Source organism: Paenibacillus sp. EPM92 (assembly GCF_016586185.1).
In the GTDB taxonomy this organism is placed as follows: domain Bacteria; phylum Bacillota; class Bacilli; order Paenibacillales; family NBRC-103111; genus Paenibacillus_G; species Paenibacillus_G validus.
This window is the reverse complement of sequence record NZ_BCPS01000056.1, coordinates 44,146-60,270: the sequence shown is the minus strand read 5'-3', so window position 1 is coordinate 60,270 and position 16,125 is coordinate 44,146. Positions and strand designations below refer to the sequence as shown.

The following is a 16,125-nucleotide window of genomic DNA, read 5'->3' as shown; positions in this document are numbered from 1 at the left end:
CTGCAAAAAGGCCGAATCTCTCGATTCGACCTTTTTGTATCGCGGTTGATTGTCGTTATTTATTTGTCATTCCTTAATACCTGGTAGACATCCTTAATCATCATATACGTGTCGCCGTTCGTCAGCTCCTGCTTGTCCGCGATCGCTTCCACGGTAGCCGGAGTCAAGTAGCCTTTGCTCTGCAGCGCGCTGACTGCATTGTTCTCCGCGGCTTCAACTTTCAACAGCAGCGCCAGCATATAAGCGGCTTGATCCATCGTCACCGGCAGCTTCTTCGGATCGGAGCCCTTGGCGAGCGCGGCCGCCGGATTGCCCGTCATTACCGAAGGCTTGAATTTGCGCATGCCCTCGAGCATATTGACCATGCGCTGCTGGTTGCTCTTCGCATCGAGCGCAAAGTTGTTATCGTAGCCGCCCGTCGCCAAGCCAAGCGTGACGGCCGCCTTCAAGCCCTCATACGCTTTATGCTGCATGAACGGCTCCGGCTTGAGCTCGTACGGATTCAGTACCATGCCCTGCGCGCTCAACGTTTGGTGCAGCACGGCGATGGCTTCCTTAGAGGCGGCCATCTGCCGGAACGAAAGCTTCTGTTCGGCAGCGATCTTTACGGCCGCTCCGGCGGCTTCGCCGGCGGCCATGCCGACCGGAATGACGCGCGCCGTACCGTGCGGCAGCGAGTCATAGCTGGCAGCGCGGCCGACCACGAGCAGCCCGTCGACCTTCAGCGGCACGATGCTGCGGAACGGCACCGCGTACTGCTTCGGATCGGTAACGACCGCACCGGTATCCGCAGGAGACATACGCTGAATGTCGACCGGGTACTCGCCAAAAGCAATGCGATCCCACTGGTCGCGATTTTCCAGCACGTCCAGAATGCTCAACCGGTATTCCCCTTGAATGTGCCGCGTTTCGCGAACATACAGCTCCGGTGCCGTGGCATCGAGCTCGATGCCGGCGAATTCCGGATACTTCTCTTTCATGTAAGCGACGATGTTCGGCAGCTCGTTCTTCGCAAGCTCGAACGCTTCCGCTCTGGACTTGGCGTCCGTGCCGTCGATGCCGAAAACTTGCAGCGCATTGATCAGCATCGTATTGTCGTTCTGACGACCGATGTTCAGCCCCCGCATCGCGACCCGCTCTTTATTAAGCGGCGGATAATCCTTCATCTCCTTGTAGCCCCATGCGCTCATCGCATTGGCGCCTGTTCCCGCATCACCGTCATTCTCCAGACGCTCCTGCACTTTCTTCCACACATCCGGCGTAATGTTCTTCAGCCGGAACACGAGGGTTACCGCCATGCGCGCCTTCTTGTCGCCAAGGTCCTCGCGGCCCGTCGTATACGGAACGCCAGCCTGCGCGGCGATGTCGGCATCCTGCGTGGCATCGATCACCGCGCCCGCCTTAACGGTTTGCGTCGTGCCGTCCGCCAGCGTCAGCTTCAAGCCCGTCACCGTCTGAGCTGCGCCTCCCGCTTGCACGACCGGCTCCATCGCCTGTACCTTGAGCAGCACGTCGATATTTTTCTCCGCCGCCACCAGCTCGTTGAACGCATTCGCCGCCGTCACGACGTCGAACGAATCGCCTTCGATTTTACTGTACCAAGCGCTGAAAATACCTTGGTTCAGCACCTCGCGCTTGTGCAGAATGCTTTTCTCCGGTTCATAGTTCATGTCCAGACTGTTGAGCCAGCCCAGCGTCATTAAGCCGCCCAGCACGCCGCGATCGCGCCCGTCCACTAGCAGCGTCTTCAATCCGTTGCGCGAAGCCGAGACAGCGGCTGCGACGCCCTCCGGATCGGTGCCGGCTACGATGACGTCGTACTGCTCCTTCGGCGTTTTCACAGTTTGAACTTCCTGAAGCTTTTGTACTTGACCGGCTTTAACGTTCTGGACCGCCGCTTTCTTCTGCCATACGTAAAGTCCGCTTGCTGCCGCCGCGATCAATACGAGCGCCACGAGTACGCCTATGTAGCCCTTCAGACTTCCGCCCGAAGCATAATTGGAATTGCCCGCCATAATACACCTCTCGTACTAGAATAAAAAGTCCGTTTCAGCCCGGCTTCCGCCCCTTTTACATACGTAAGGCCACCTCAAAAGGTTTCAACATTCGCGCAAAAGCGACAACGCGCGGCCGCAAAGGGATAGGGCAGCCCTCAGCTCCCCTCCCTTTAAGCGCAACTTGCCTTCACGCCTTCAAGCCGTCAACTGCTGTTGCGCGCACTTGCTCATGCGCTTTCGAATCCCCCAGGCTTCGCCTTCCCAGTTTCGCCTTCCCTGCCGCAACTGTTACGATGGTGCGACGCCGAGCCCGTAGGCTTCGTCAAGCAGGCGAATTTTTTTCTCGATATACTCGCGGTATGCCTGGTTGTACGCCGCCGGCTCCTTGGGATTCGGGAAGCGCTCGATCCGCTGTTCGTACCCGTCCTCATGCTCCACCTTCGGAAACAGCACCTTGCTGACAGCGCCGCAGCCGAGGCCGATAATCGTCTGGCGTTCTTCCATCATGAGGATGTTGTACAAGCTCTCGTACCCTTTCAGCGCGTAGCCGACGTTCTCCTGATTGCCGAGAATGTTTTTCTGCCTGTACATGTAGTAAGGCACATAACCGCGGCGTTCCGTCCAATCCGATGTGAGCTTGATCATCTCGGTGATTTCGTCGCGCTCCGCCACCTCATACGCGTCTTTGTTCTTCGTCATGCGGGACGCCCGTTTGAACGACAGCGTATGGACGGTCAACGATTCCGGCATCAGCTTCCCGGTTTGTTCAAGCGTCCGTTCAAGCTCCGCCATCCCTTCGTTCGGCAATCCGATGATCAGGTCCATGTTGATGTTGTTCATGCCAAGCCGGCGGGCCAGATTGAACTTCTCGATCGTCTCCGTCACCGTATGGTGGCGACCGATCGTATCGAGCGTCGCCTGCGTGAAGCTTTGCGGGTTGATGCTGATCCGGTCGACGCCAAACCGTTTCGTCACTTCGATCTTATCCTCGGTGATCGTATCCGGCCGTCCGGCTTCCACCGTCAGCTCCCGCACGTGATCCATACCCGGGAACGCTTCGCGCATCGTCACGAATAACGATTCCATCTGCTCCGCCGTAATGCTCGTCGGCGTGCCGCCGCCCCAATAAATCGTCGTGATGCTCACGCCCGCCGCGCGCATCCAGCGGCCCATCTCGCGGATTTCGACGTGGAGCCCTTCAAGGAAAGCATCCACCGACCCTGTGTTCCCCCGGATATCGTAGGCGGGAAACGTGCAGTACGCGCACTTGGTCGGACAGAACGGAATTCCGATGTACACGCTCACCTCGCGATCGAGCCGGAACAAATCCGGGATGACGTTCAATTGCCGCTGCGCAATTTCGGCCAGCAGCTCAACCTTCGGTTCCGTCACGAGGTATTCGTCGCGCAGCACCTGCTTGCACGCCTCGATACTGTTGTTCTTCATCATCAGGTTGTGCATCAGCTTCGTGGGACGGACGCCGGTCAGCGTGCCCCAAGGCTGCTCCATGCCGGTGTACTCGCCAAGCACCTGCAGCAAAGCGTAGTTGGCCGCCCGCTTCGCGGTTCGTTTGTACCCTTCATCCCGCTGCGCTGCGGCGCGCGTGTGCGTCCATTCGCAGACAGTGCCGTCAGCCCGATCGGTCAGCTTCGCCTGCGCCGTCACATGCCCCCCGGCTTCGTCCACCCGCACTTCGATACGCAGATGCAGATCGGCGTCTTCCGACGGTTCGTACACCGTCTCCACCTCTTCAAAAAACAACTTGCCTATATGAAACGGCTCGCTCGCCTGCTCGCCGAATCCGACGCGTTCCAGCTCTATTTTCAACTTCATCTCGCCCTTCATTTAAAACTAGCCATAGTGTAGCACATTTGCCCCGGACTGGAAAAGAAATAGGCCGTTTTCGCAGCCTGCCTGCGAGAACGGCCTATTCGTCGTTAACGAAACGTCTTGCGCGGCGTTCGTTTCAATTGCTCGTGCGCGGAAGAGAATGTGGAGCTCATTTCGCCCGCCGTCCCCTCTGACGATAGAAGCGCCACTGCCTCTCCCATATGACCGAGAGCCGTGAACAGCTCCGGCATTGTCGCGATTTGTTCTTTCGGCGATCGGTACATACCGTGTGTCTCCTTCGGGTCCGTCTGGATGTGAGATTGCGTCCACACCTGTCAGGGTTCCCCAAAAGCGACTGCCTTATCCCTTTATGCCCCGGGCTTGCTCTCCACAATGAGCGTAACCGGCCCGTCGTTGACGAGCGATACGTCCATCATGGCGCCGAACTTGCCGGTTTCCACCTTCAGCCCTTGATCCCGCAGCAGCTCGTTAAATCGTTCGTACAGCGGTTCAGCCGTCTCCGGCCGGGCCGCCGCCATGAAATTCGGACGTTTTCCTTTACGGACATCGCCATACAGCGTAAATTGCGATACCGATAAGATTTGACCTCCGGTGTCCAGCACCGACAAGTTCATTTTTCCGGACTCGTCTTCAAAGATGCGCAGCCCCGCCACCTTCTCGGCGACATACCGGGCATCCTGCTCCGTGTCGCCTTCTGCGATGCCGACGAGCAGCACGAGCCCGGCGTCGATCCGTCCGACCGTAACACCGTCTACCGTTACCTGCGCCGCTTTGCTGCGCTGCAATACGACTTTCACTATGGTCTGCCCCGTTTCCTGTCCAAGTTAAGCCTGCATAATCCGCTGCACCGAATACACGTCCTTGACGCGTTTGATTTTCTCGACAACCGCATGCAGGTGATCGATATTGCGAATGAGAATCGTCATATGAATCATCGCCATCTTATTCTTATCCGAACGGCCCGACACGGCGGAAAGCACCGTCTTGCTTTCAGACACCGCCTGCAGCACCTCGTTCAACAATCCCCGGCGGTCGTGACCCGTAATTTCGATCTCGACGTTGTAGTTCGCCTCGACATCGTCCGCCCACTCCACGTCGATAACACGGTTGCCTTCGTCGCTGCATTCCGCCGAAGGAATGTTCGTACAGTCGGACCGGTGCACCGAGACGCCCCGTCCGCGTGTAATGTAGCCGATGATATAGTCCCCCGGCACCGGGTTGCAACAGCGCGCAAAACGGACAAGCACGTTGTCCACGCCCTTGACTCTAACGCCGTTGGTCGGGCGCCCTTTGCGCTCCTTGTCCATGCCCGGCGCCCTCATCTCTTTCACTTCAGACGTGAGCTGAAGCGCCTGCTGCTGGGCTTCTTCCGCTTCCCTGCGCACTTTCTCCGTCAAGCGGGTCACAATCTGCGCCGCCGTAATGCCGCCGAAGCCGACCGCGGACAACATATCTTCGACCTCGTGGAAGTTGAACTTCTTCGCCACCTCGAGCATCTCGTCGTCTTTCATAACCACAGACGGCTCGAAGCCGAGTCGCTTCACTTCGCGCTCGATCATTTCGTGGCCCTTGATTACGTTTTCTTCGCGGCGTTCCTTCTTGAACCATTGCCGGATTTTCGTCCGGGCGTGCGACGACTGCGCAATTTTCACCCAATCCTGGCTCGGACCGTACGAATGCTTCGAGGTGAGAATCTCCACGATGTCGCCGGTCTTAATTTTATAGTCGAGCGGCACGATGCGTCCGTTCACTTTCGCGCCGATCGTCCGGTTGCCGACCTCCGTATGAATCCGGTATGCAAAATCGAGCGGCACAGACCCGGCCGGCAGCTCGATGACTTCACCCTTAGGCGTGAAGACGAACACGAGATCCGAGAAAAAGTCCATCTTCAACGACTCGACGAACTCGGAGGCGTCCTGCGCTTCATTTTGCAGCTCAATAATTTCGCGGATGAACTGCATCTTGTCTTCATAGCCCCCGGAAGGGACGTTGGTGCCCTCCTTATAGGCCCAATGCGCCGCTACCCCGTACTCGGACGTGCGATGCATCTCGAACGTGCGGATCTGCACCTCCAGCGGCTCCCCCTTCGGCCCAATGACGGTCGTATGGAGAGACTGGTACATATTCGGTTTCGGCATCGCGATGTAATCCTTGAAGCGGCCCGGCATCGGTTTCCACAACGTATGAATAATTCCGAGCGTGGCGTAGCAATCCTTGATATTGTCGACAATGATGCGCAAAGCAAGCAGGTCGTAAATTTCATTGAACTGCTTGTTGCGCGCGGTCATTTTCTTATAGATGCTGTAAATATGCTTGGGACGACCGGAAATATCGCCGTCGATACCCATTTCGTTCAGCTTTTCGCTGACGTTCTGAATGACATCATTGATGTATTGCTCGCGCTCGGTGCGTTTTTTCTGCATCAGGTTGACGATCCGGTAGTACTGCTGCGGATTCAAATAACGGAGGGCGATATCCTCCATCTCCCACTTGATCGCAGAAATCCCGAGACGATGCGCGATCGGGCAAAAAATTTCCAGCGTCTCGTCCGCGATCCGCCGCTGCGCTTCTTCCGACTGATGCTTCAAGGTGCGCATATTGTGCAGACGGTCGGCGAGTTTGATCAAAATGACGCGTATATCCTGAGCCATCGCGACGAACATTTTACGATAGTTCTCGTTCTGGTGTTCTTCTTTACTCTTGAATTTGATCTTCTCCAGCTTCGTTAAGCCGTCGACGATCATCGCACAGGTTGCCCCGAATTTCTCACGTACGGTTTCGAGCGAGACGGTCGTATCCTCCACCACGTCATGAAGCAGCGCGGCAATAATGGAGATCGTATCCATTTGCATGTTGACCAAAATTTCCGCTACCGCGAGCGGATGCAAAATATACGGTTCGCCCGACTTGCGCACTTGACCGTAATGGGCTTGGTCGGCAAATTCGTAGGCTTCCCGGATTCGAGTGAGATCCTGTTCTTTGATATAACTGGATGCCTTCTCAAGAAGCTGCTCTATCCCCATCGGTCTATCCATTCCCTTAATTCGATTTTAATCCATTATGCCCTTGAACCGGGCCCTGCGTCAAGAATTTACGGGACAAACCGACATTTTGCGCGGATTCCGCTCAGCCTTGCCGTAAGCGGTCACAGTCCGCTCACTCGGCTCAGCCTTCTCGCGCCCCGTGCTTGCCTATACGAATGCGCGTCAAGGCGCTGTCGATCTGCAGCAGCCGTTCGTCCAACGCGCGTTCGGCCGCATCCCCGCCGCCTGCTCCCGTCTGAACGGCAAAAAGCGCTTCCAGCTTTCTTCTTTCCTTCAGGAGGGCGTCATTTAACTGTATCGATGGAGCGTTTACATGGCGGCTCATGGTATTCATCATCGTCATGACTCCTTTGGCGGACTGGGGTAAGTTTTTTGTCTGGCTGACGCTCCAGGGCGCTTGTACTTTCTTACCCCATACCTATGGAAACTGACGCAGCAAGCTGCCTGTCACTTGCGCTGAACCCCTGCATGGGTGTGCAGAGCAGGACGGGTGCGAGGGGCCGGCCTGCGCAATACGACCTTCTGCGAGATCAAAAAAGAGGCCCCGGAGGGCCCCGTGATTAATATTGGATGAGTGAAAATATTTCCGCACCGTCCAGTTTTTCTCTACCGTTCAGTTCGAGCAGCTCGATCAGAAACGCTGCCCCTACCACTTCTCCGCCCAACTGCTTCACCAAATTGATCGAGGTCGCGATTGTGCCGCCCGTAGCGAGCAGATCATCGGCGATCAACACTTTTTGCCCAGGCGCAATAGCGTCTTTATGCATCGCCAGCTTATCTTTGCCGTATTCGAGCGCATAATCGGCTTCAATCGTTTCACCGGGCAGTTTACCGCTTTTGCGGATCGGCACGAAGCCGACGCCAAGCGCAATCGCGAGCGGCGCTCCGATAACGAAGCCGCGGGCTTCAGGCCCTGCGATCAGATCGATTTGTTTGCCCTGCAAACGCTCGGTCAGCTGCCCAATGACCTCTCGATAAGCCTGGCCGTTCTTCAATAACGTCGTAATGTCCTTAAAGCTGATGCCAGGCTGCGGGAAATCATTAATAACCCGGATATAATCTTTGAAATTCATACAATTTCCTCCAATAAGGTTTCTCTCGGTTGGTATTCCATTAATTTATCCAACAATTCTTTAGCGGATGAGTACAGCATCGCTTGCTCCACGTCCGGACGCTTCATCCGCGCGCGGTACAACAAGGAGGCGGATAAATCTTTCTTCGTCGCCGATGGGACTAAGCGGTAACCGTCGGCCGTCGGTTCGGCCAGTCCAAGCTCAGCGAAGACCTCCATCATAAACCGGACGAGCGCGGGCGAAAGCCCGGCTCGTTTGGCGATCGCCTGGCAATAACCGGTGCGCGGCGTTTCGTTCTTCTCCAGCCACACTGCGGCGCCGTACACCGTCTTGAACATATCCCGGCCTGGCATGACACCGGCCTGCCGGTCGCTGTCCGTATCGCCGTACACGGCGTAATATCGCTCGACCGCGCCGGCTTGCGAGCCGAGCGCTTCGATTTGTTCCATCGTATCGGGAATCGAGAACAGGACGATATCGCGCGCTTCGGATATAGAGAACTTGCGCGCAAGCTCGTTCTGCGGGTGAAATCTGGCTGAGATGTCGACCGTCCACAACGCCGTATCCGCGCTGAACGGCTTCAAAGCTTCGGGCAGCGAACTGCCGAACGAAACGACCGCAGCCGGCCAATTGCCGGACGCCGCCTGCGCGGGTTTACGCTTCAGTTTCTCCAGCAGCTCGGCTACTTTACGTTCAGGCTTGGCCGCACCCCGCCAATCGAACAGCTGAACGGTCGGCACTCTCAAATCCTGAATCATAATTTGCGGACGCCGGACGCCGTTCCATTCGTTGACCGACAGCTCGCCGAGCACATCCAGGGTGGCGGACGCCGGGGAAATCCATTCCGACAGCGACCCTTTCCCAAAGCCGACCGCTTCCACCGCAGCCGCCGATTCACGGGCGCCGCTTTGCAGCGACAGCTTCAAATGCTGATGCTCCTTCCCGATCGTACGCATCTCATTCAAGGCAAGCCCCGTGAACAACAAACGGGGAGACGGATTGCCTGCGCCGAACGGACCGAGCTGCTCCAGCTGGCGAATGTTCTCCAGGTTAATATCTTCAAAATCGCAAACAAGGTCGGCATGCAGCAGCGGCATGTAATCCTCCGCAGTCAGCCACTCTGCCGCCAGTTTGCACAACCGCTCGCCCAGTTCCGGTAAATTTCCGGCTTCCAGCGTCATTCCCGCAGCCATCTGATGCCCGCCGAAATGATCCATCAGATCGTCGCAGTGCGTCAAAGCCCGGTACATATCGAAGCCCGCGATCGACCGCGCCGATCCTTTGGCCATACCGGTTTCCTTATCGATGCCGAGAATGATCGTCGGCCTGTAGTAACGGTCGACCATCTTCGAAGCCACGATGCCGATGACGCCGACGTTCCAGCCTTCTTGGGCAAGCACGATCGCTTTGGGCAATTCTCCGGCCGCTGCTATAAGCTCCTCTACCATGGCGACGGCCTGCTTCGTCATGTCGTCAACGATGCGCTGACGCTCCTTGTTGAGCTGATCCAGCTCGTTCGCCAGCTGCTCGGCCTCCTGCTCGTTCGTGGTAGTCAGCAGTTGAACGGCCGCATCGGCGCTGAGCAGCCTGCCGCTCGCATTGATGCGGGGCGCAAGCGAGAACCCGATATGCGTCGAGTTTACTTCCTTGACCGCGACGCCGGCGACGCCCAGCAGTGCGCGAATGCCGGCACAGGAAGTCGCTCGCATACGCTCCAGCCCTTGCTTCACCATGATCCGGTTCTCGCCGGTTAGCGGCATTAAATCGGCGATGGTGCCGATCGCCACGTATTCGAGCAGTTCCTCCGGCAGACGGCCGAGCAGCGCTTGCGCGAGCTTGAAAGCGACCCCGACCCCGGCCAGATGCTTATACGGGTACGGACAATCCGGCTTCTTCGGATTGACCAGCGCATAAGCGGCCGGCAGCTGCTCGGGCGGCTCATGATGATCGGTGACGATGATATCGATGCCGAGCGATGCGGCATAAGCCACCTGCTCGACGGCGCTAATACCGGTGTCTACGGTCACGATCAAGCCGATTCCCTGCGCCTTTGCCGCATCCAGGGCAGCCTTATTCAAGCCGTATCCTTCATGAACACGGTGCGGGATATACGTATCGAACGAACAATCGAGCTGGTTCAGCAAGTGCACCATCAGCGACGTGCTGCTCACGCCGTCCGCATCGTAATCGCCGTAAACCCGAATCTTCTCGCCATCGCGAATAGCGCGGCGTATCCGCTCCACAGCCCGGTCCATGCCGTCCAGAAGAAACGGATCATGAGTGCGATCCGTCCCGCCATGTAAATACTCAGCCGCATGTTCGATGTCGGTTATCCCCCGAACCGCCAGCAAACGCGAGAGCAGCGGAGACAGCTGTAAGCTTTGCGCAATCGTCTGAGCTTGCTCCTCTTCCAGTTTACCGACGTTCCATCTTGCTTTAGCCTGAAGCATACGGGCTGTTCCTCCCTATCCCTCCGTTAATGAAGCAGCGTCGGCATGTCATCGTGCCCGGCATCCGTGCTCTTGTACGGATAGCCCGGATCGTACGGATTAACCTGCACGCAAACGTCCGATACGTGGATGAACCGTTTCATTAACGTTTGTTTCACTGTCTTTGCTATCTCATGTCCTTCAAGAATCGTAATTCTCGGATTGACGCTGATCTTCATATCGACGATTACGTAATGCCCGTGTTCTTTCGCCTGCAAATCGTCGATGGAAATGACCCCCTTCACCCGCTGCACCGTATCGAACAGTTCGCGCGAATCTTCCTGGCGCAGCACGCGGTCGGTCGAATGTTGCACCGCTTCCATCATATAGCGGTAGGCCAGGCGCATCACCAGCACCGCAATGAGCAGTCCGGCAATCGGGTCCAAATAATACAGCAAAGGCATCCCTATGTAATGGCCGAGCATCGCTCCCCCAATGCCGATGAAAGCGACGATGGACGAGTAAATGTCGGAACGGTGTTCCCAGGCTCTCGCGATCACCGCCTGGCTCCCGATTTTTTTGCCAACCCTGTATTGATATTGAAACATCGCTTCTTTAATGACAATGGATAAAGCGATAATGACGAACGCCAGCCGGTCCGGCGCTTGCGGAGCTTCTTGACTTAAAGATTTCACGGTGGCGATAACGATCTCTACACCGATCACCGTCGCAAGCACGGATAAAAGGATCGAAACGATCGGACCGCCCGCGCGATGTCCGCGGATTCCGGCGATGGCGCCGGCCGTATCCGATGCCGAATGCAAGGCGTCCGCCAGGAGCGCCTTGCTGTGCGTCGTCATTCCGGCGACGCCTTTCAACACCGTTAATCCCAGATTAACCCCGATTCCGACCCACAGGCCGATTGCAGCTCGTTTCTTATGTTCCTCCGTCATGGGGCACTCCTCCATGAAAGTGATTATCGTTCGATGAAAGACAAGAAATATGTACCGGATAAAAGGGCGAAGCCGCCGCATATTGCCTTGTTGCGGCGGCCATGGCATTGCTTACGCGGCGGCTTTCTTCTTGGATCCGACAGCTTTGTTTTTTAATTCATACCACAGCGGTCCGGCGATACAGACCGAAGAGTAAGCGCCGCTCGTCAAGCCGATAATTTTCGCGAGGGCGAACAGCTTGATCGCCGGGCTGCCGAGAACGAGCAAACACACCGCGGCAATCAAGACGGTAATAACGGTATTGATGTTCCGTTTCATCGTTTGCCAAATACTGTCGTTCAACAGACCGGCCACGTCTTCGGTCGATTTCAGCTTGGCAAAGCGGAGGTTTTCCCGGACGCGGTCGAAAATTACGATTTTATCGTTAATCGAATACCCGATCGTAGTCAAAATCGCCGCCATAAACGGCAGATTCACTTCAAAACGGAAGATCGCGAAGAAGCTGATAACCACAAACGCATCGTGCAGAATCGCAATGATCGAAGCGATCGCGAACCGCCATTCGAACCGTATGGTCACATACAAACAAATCGCAAGGCTGGCCGCGCCAATCGCGAAGAGCGCTTTGTTCTTCTGCTCGATCGCCATATCCGGCGTGACGGTGTTTACTTCTTGCGAGACGTCGCTGCCGTAAACGGCCACAAAGCTCTCCTTAATCTTCTTCACCGTATCGTCGGTCAGAATGTCGTTAAACCGGACGGACAACCGGTTGTTATTGTCTCCGCCAAGGGTCAGGATGGCCGGCTCGGTACCGTTCGACTTGAGCAGTTCTTCCGCTTTCGCCCGATCGATCGATTGGCTGGCCGATATATCCATCGAGGTGCCGGCCCGGAAATCGACACCGTAATTCAACCCCTTAAACATCAGCATGCATGCGCCCAGCGCGCAAATAATCAGGGAAGCGATATAAAAATATTTCCGGTTTTTGACAAAGTCAAAATAATTTTTAAATGCAGAGTTGTTTTTAAAGGGCACGAATTTCCGACTCCTTTACGCCATAGTAAGTAGGCTTTTTAAATACGTTGGCGCGAATCAGCAAGACGAGCAGGAACCGCGCAAGGAAGACGTTCGTTACGACACTCAAGGCGATGCTCAGCATATTCGTCAGCGCAAAGCCCCGAATGGCTCCGTTCCCGATGTAAAAAAGGACGGCGCCGGCAATAATATTCGTAATGTTCGCATCCATGATCGTCCGGAAGGAATGCTTCGAGCCCGATTTCAGCGAGGACAAGATGCTTTTGCCGCTGCGGATTTCTTCTTTGATCCGCTCGGCCGTAATGATATTGGCGTCGACCGCCATCCCGATCCCCAGGATGAAGGCTGCGATGCCGGGAAGCGTCAAGGTCGCATGAATCAGATTGAATACGAGCAGCAGCAGCCAGGCGTATGTAATAATCGTAATCGAGGCGACCAAGCCCGGAATCCGGTAAAAGAAGAGCATAAACAACAAGATGAGAACTGAGCCGACAAGCCCCGCCTTCACCGTCTCCTGCAGCGACAGCTGGCCAAGCGAAGCGCCTACGCTTTGTGTATATTTCTCGGTGAGCTTCAGCGGAAGCGCACCCAAATTAATCGTATCGGCCAGTTTCTTCGCTTCGTCGAATGTAAAGTTACCGGTAATCGTCGCTTTGCCGTCCGTCAGCACCTGCTGCACGATCGGAGAGGAAAGCGGCGTTTCGTCCAAATAAATCGACATCGGTTGACCGAGCAGCTTCTCGGTAACCTTGCGGAATTTCTCTTTGTCTTTAACCTCGATTTGAATCATAGCCCGGTTCGTTTGGTCGAACTGGACTTTGGCCGCGTTCTCGACGAAGTCGCTTCCGATCAATTCCTTCGTTCCGTCCGGACCCCGGAAAGTGAGCTGCGCCGGCTCTTTAATCACCTTGCGCACTTCTTCTTCATTGCTGACCCCTGGAAATTTAACGCGAATCCTGTCGGATCCTTCAGTTGTAACCTCCGGCTCCGTAACGCCCAAAGCGTTCGCGCGCTGCTCCAGGCTGAGCGCCGTTTGGTTAAGAGACTCTCTCGTTACCGGCTTCCCGGCCTCGATCGGCTCCGCTACATACAAAATCTCAAATCCGCCTTTCAAGTCGAGACCGAGCTTGATGTTCTTCACCAGCTGCGGGCTCGTCACTCCAACCGATGCAAATACGATCAGAACTATCGCGACAAATGCGACGATGCGTTTGATGTCCATAACGATCTCCTTCCACCCTCAATAGTCCTATTATACCCACCTGCGAAAATCGAGTCAATTTGCCATCGATCGCCAAAAAGCCCGTTAAACGGGCCCCGGAAAACTCGGGTACGCCTCTTATCTCAAGGCGGATGCGGAAAGCCTGGAAATCAGCAAAAGACTCCCGCTACCGGAAACGGGAGTCTTTGTATATGCTCATCGTCATCCAATTCATAAACGAAGTGACTTTTAACGACAAAATATCATTGACGATCCGGTGCAGCGGCGGCACGCCTTGCTTCTGATACTTATCGCTGACGCACTCCCAAACTTCTTGCCCGGTCACATGCTCATAGCCCAGCATCCGAAACTCCTGCGCCTTGCTTTTGCAAAGATCCTCGATCATCAGGTTAAGCTCGTTCTCGTCCATCTCTGCCGCCGGGTCGTCTTCGGCATAGCCGTCTTCACGCGTCCCGGCCGGCGGTCCGGCAAGCTCTTCCTCCGCGCCCGCAGCCACGCCGATTCCGGGGTCTCCCGGAGCTGGCTCCGGCTCCGCAGCCGCCTCCGCCGTCCCGGCCGTCAGCTCCTGCGCATCTTTAACCGATGTCGCGGCCGCCGTCTCCTGGGAATAGAACAGCTCCATATACGGAACTTCCTGGTCCTTGCCGATATCGCGATTCTCCTCAGGCTTCTCCATCGAACGATCCGGTTCGATATCCGGCGATTCAGGCGATTCCGGGTTCGTCCCGGCGCTGCGATCCTCATATTGCTTGCCGTCTGTCATCCATAACCCCTCCCGGTGCGCAGCCTGCTCATGTTGTATGTAATTCGCTGTGCAACGCTTATTTCCTTCTTCGTCTCCTACAGGGCTTGTATAAAAATGTGTGCATGCGCCAGGACAGGTCCGGCATATCCATTAATAAATAAACCGACGTGGGAAAAGAGGTTATGGCATTGACCAAACAATCATTTATCAAAGGGACGATGATTCTTCTCGCTGCCGGTATTATCAACCGCATTCTGGGCTTCATCCCGCGTATGACGCTGCCGCGGGTCATCGGGCCCGAAGGCATCGGGTTATACCAGATGGGATGGCCTTTTCTCATTGTCATTCTAACGATCGTCACGGGCGGCATTCCGGTTGCGGTGGCCAAGCTTGTAGCCGCTGCCGAAGCCGAGGGCAATGAAGCCCGGGTGAAAAGTATTTTTCGCATCGCGCTTGCCGTCGCCACCGTGTTAGGTCTCTTTTTCACAGGGGTCATTTATATAGGGGCGCGCTGGATTACCGATCATTTGTTCACCGACCCGAGAGTGTACTATACGTTTCTATGCATGACGCCTATCGTGCCGCTTGTTGCCGTATCCTCCGTGCTCCGCGGTTACTTTCAAGGGCGGCAGAACATGATTCCGACCGCCGTTTCGCAGGTGATGGAAACGCTCGTCCGCATCCTGGCCGTACTGGCGTTCGCCTATGCCATGCTGCCCTACGGCCTCGCCTATGCGGCGGCGGGAGCGATGGCCGGCGTACTGGCCGGGGAAATTTGCGCCACGCTCGTGCTTGTGTTTCTGTACAAAAGAGAGCGTCTGACTCCCGAAAGAGGACCGATTCGCGCCCAAATCGGGACAACCCGCCGTCTGTCCCGCATGACCAACCTGAAACAGCTGCTTAAGCTGGCGCTCCCGGTAACGGGGAGCAAGCTCATCGGCTCGGGTTCTTACTTCCTTGAATCGATTCTGATCGTGCAAAGCTTGGCGCTTGCCGGCCTTGCTACGACGGTCGCAACGGCGCAGTACGGCGCTCTGCAGGGGATGATCATTCCCGTGCTCATGCTGCCGGGCGCGTTGACATACTCGCTTGCCGTCTCTCTCGTTCCTTCGCTTTCGGAAGCCGCGGCGCGCGGCGATATGAAGACGATCCATATGCGCCTGCGCCAGTCGCTCAAGCTGGCTCTCGTCACGGGCGCACCGTTCGCCGTTCTGATGTATGTGCTCGCGGAACCGATCTGCGCATACATGTATGCCCAGCCCGGCATCGCCTCGATGCTGAGAATGATGGCTCCGGCCGCCTTGTTCATCTACTTTCAAGCTCCGCTTCAAGCCGCTCTGCAGGCGCTGGACAAACCCGGAGCGGCGCTCGTCAATACGCTGATCGGCTCCGCAGTCAAGCTCTCGTTGATTTATGTGTTGGCGAGCCGTCCCGAATTCGGTATTCTGGGTGCGATTGTCGCCATTACCGTCAATATTATGCTCGTGACGATTCTTCACGGTCACAGCGTTGTCAAGCTGCTGAAATTCCGGATGGTGTCAGGCGACTTTCTCAAGGTCGGGGTATGCATGGCGGGCACAGGTTGGGCCAGCACCGTGGTTATGCACTCGTCCTGGATCGACGACGGCCTGCTGCGATTTCTGGCCTCCTGCTGCACGGGCATGACGCTGTACGTGCTGCTCGCGTTGGTTACCCGCCTGATCGAACGCGACGACTTGTTCCGCATGATCTGGCTCGGCAAGCGTTTCGTCAAATAAGCGTACTAAGCGTCCCTCG

General features: G+C 56.2%; 13 protein-coding genes. 1 reads left to right on the top strand and 12 read right to left on the bottom strand.

What is annotated here, in order from left to right; genetic code table 11:
* Positions 1–59: 59 nt before the first annotated feature.
* The 12 genes from JMF85_RS11190 to JMF85_RS28575 all read right to left on the bottom strand — a co-directional run bounded on the left by JMF85_RS11190 (position 60) and on the right by JMF85_RS28575 (position 14,367).
* Positions 60–2,015 (bottom strand): FAD-dependent oxidoreductase, encoded by a 1,956-nt coding sequence (locus JMF85_RS11190; protein WP_054797608.1) that lies wholly within the window; start codon positions 2,013–2,015, stop codon positions 60–62.
* A gap of 270 nt (positions 2,016–2,285) precedes the next feature.
* Positions 2,286–3,830 (bottom strand): coproporphyrinogen III oxidase, encoded by a 1,545-nt coding sequence (locus JMF85_RS11185; RefSeq protein ID WP_201318190.1) that lies wholly within the window; start codon positions 3,828–3,830, stop codon positions 2,286–2,288.
* A 104-nt stretch (positions 3,831–3,934) separates the two neighbouring features.
* Complete coding sequence (locus tag JMF85_RS11180) at positions 3,935–4,111, bottom strand: hypothetical protein (RefSeq protein ID WP_155613771.1); 177 nt, start codon at positions 4,109–4,111, stop codon at positions 3,935–3,937.
* Positions 4,112–4,195: 84 nt separating this feature from the next.
* Positions 4,196–4,645, bottom strand: coding sequence for a D-aminoacyl-tRNA deacylase (dtd, locus tag JMF85_RS11175; RefSeq protein ID WP_054797607.1), 450 nt, complete (start codon positions 4,643–4,645; stop codon positions 4,196–4,198).
* 27 nt (positions 4,646–4,672) lie between these two features.
* Positions 4,673–6,871, bottom strand: a complete 2,199-nt coding sequence (locus JMF85_RS11170; RefSeq protein WP_127607076.1) for a RelA/SpoT family protein — start codon at positions 6,869–6,871, stop codon at positions 4,673–4,675.
* Positions 6,872–7,013: 142 nt separating this feature from the next.
* The gene (locus tag JMF85_RS11165) at positions 7,014–7,229 is read right to left on the bottom strand and encodes a hypothetical protein (protein ID WP_155613770.1); all 216 of its coding nucleotides are present in this window, start codon (positions 7,227–7,229) and stop codon (positions 7,014–7,016) included.
* 223 nt (positions 7,230–7,452) lie between these two features.
* The gene (locus JMF85_RS11160) at positions 7,453–7,965 is read right to left on the bottom strand and encodes an adenine phosphoribosyltransferase (RefSeq protein WP_054799929.1); all 513 of its coding nucleotides are present in this window, start codon (positions 7,963–7,965) and stop codon (positions 7,453–7,455) included.
* Positions 7,962–10,415, bottom strand: coding sequence for a single-stranded-DNA-specific exonuclease RecJ (recJ, locus tag JMF85_RS11155; protein WP_127607074.1), 2,454 nt, complete (start codon positions 10,413–10,415; stop codon positions 7,962–7,964). The genes JMF85_RS11160 and recJ overlap by 4 nt, the downstream gene beginning before the upstream one ends.
* Before the next feature lie 26 nt (positions 10,416–10,441).
* Complete coding sequence (locus JMF85_RS11150; protein ID WP_127607072.1) at positions 10,442–11,347, bottom strand: cation diffusion facilitator family transporter; 906 nt, start codon at positions 11,345–11,347, stop codon at positions 10,442–10,444.
* 111 nt (positions 11,348–11,458) lie between these two features.
* Entirely contained in the window at positions 11,459–12,382 is a 924-nt protein-coding gene (secF, locus tag JMF85_RS11145; protein ID WP_127607070.1) for a protein translocase subunit SecF, read from the bottom strand.
* The gene (gene secD / locus JMF85_RS11140) at positions 12,372–13,604 is read right to left on the bottom strand and encodes a protein translocase subunit SecD (RefSeq protein WP_127607068.1); all 1,233 of its coding nucleotides are present in this window, start codon (positions 13,602–13,604) and stop codon (positions 12,372–12,374) included. Before secD ends, secF begins: the two co-directional genes overlap by 11 nt.
* A 166-nt stretch (positions 13,605–13,770) precedes the next feature.
* Positions 13,771–14,367 carry a post-transcriptional regulator gene (locus JMF85_RS28575; protein ID WP_306439340.1) on the bottom strand — a complete coding sequence of 199 codons (597 nt, stop codon included), beginning with the start codon at positions 14,365–14,367 and terminating at the stop codon, positions 13,771–13,773.
* 170 nt (positions 14,368–14,537) lie between these two features.
* Here JMF85_RS28575 and spoVB point away from each other — a divergent pair, with 170 nt between their 5' ends.
* Positions 14,538–16,106 carry a stage V sporulation protein B gene (gene spoVB, locus JMF85_RS11130; protein WP_201318189.1) on the top strand — a complete coding sequence of 523 codons (1,569 nt, stop codon included), beginning with the start codon at positions 14,538–14,540 and terminating at the stop codon, positions 16,104–16,106.
* Positions 16,107–16,125 lie beyond the last annotated feature (19 nt).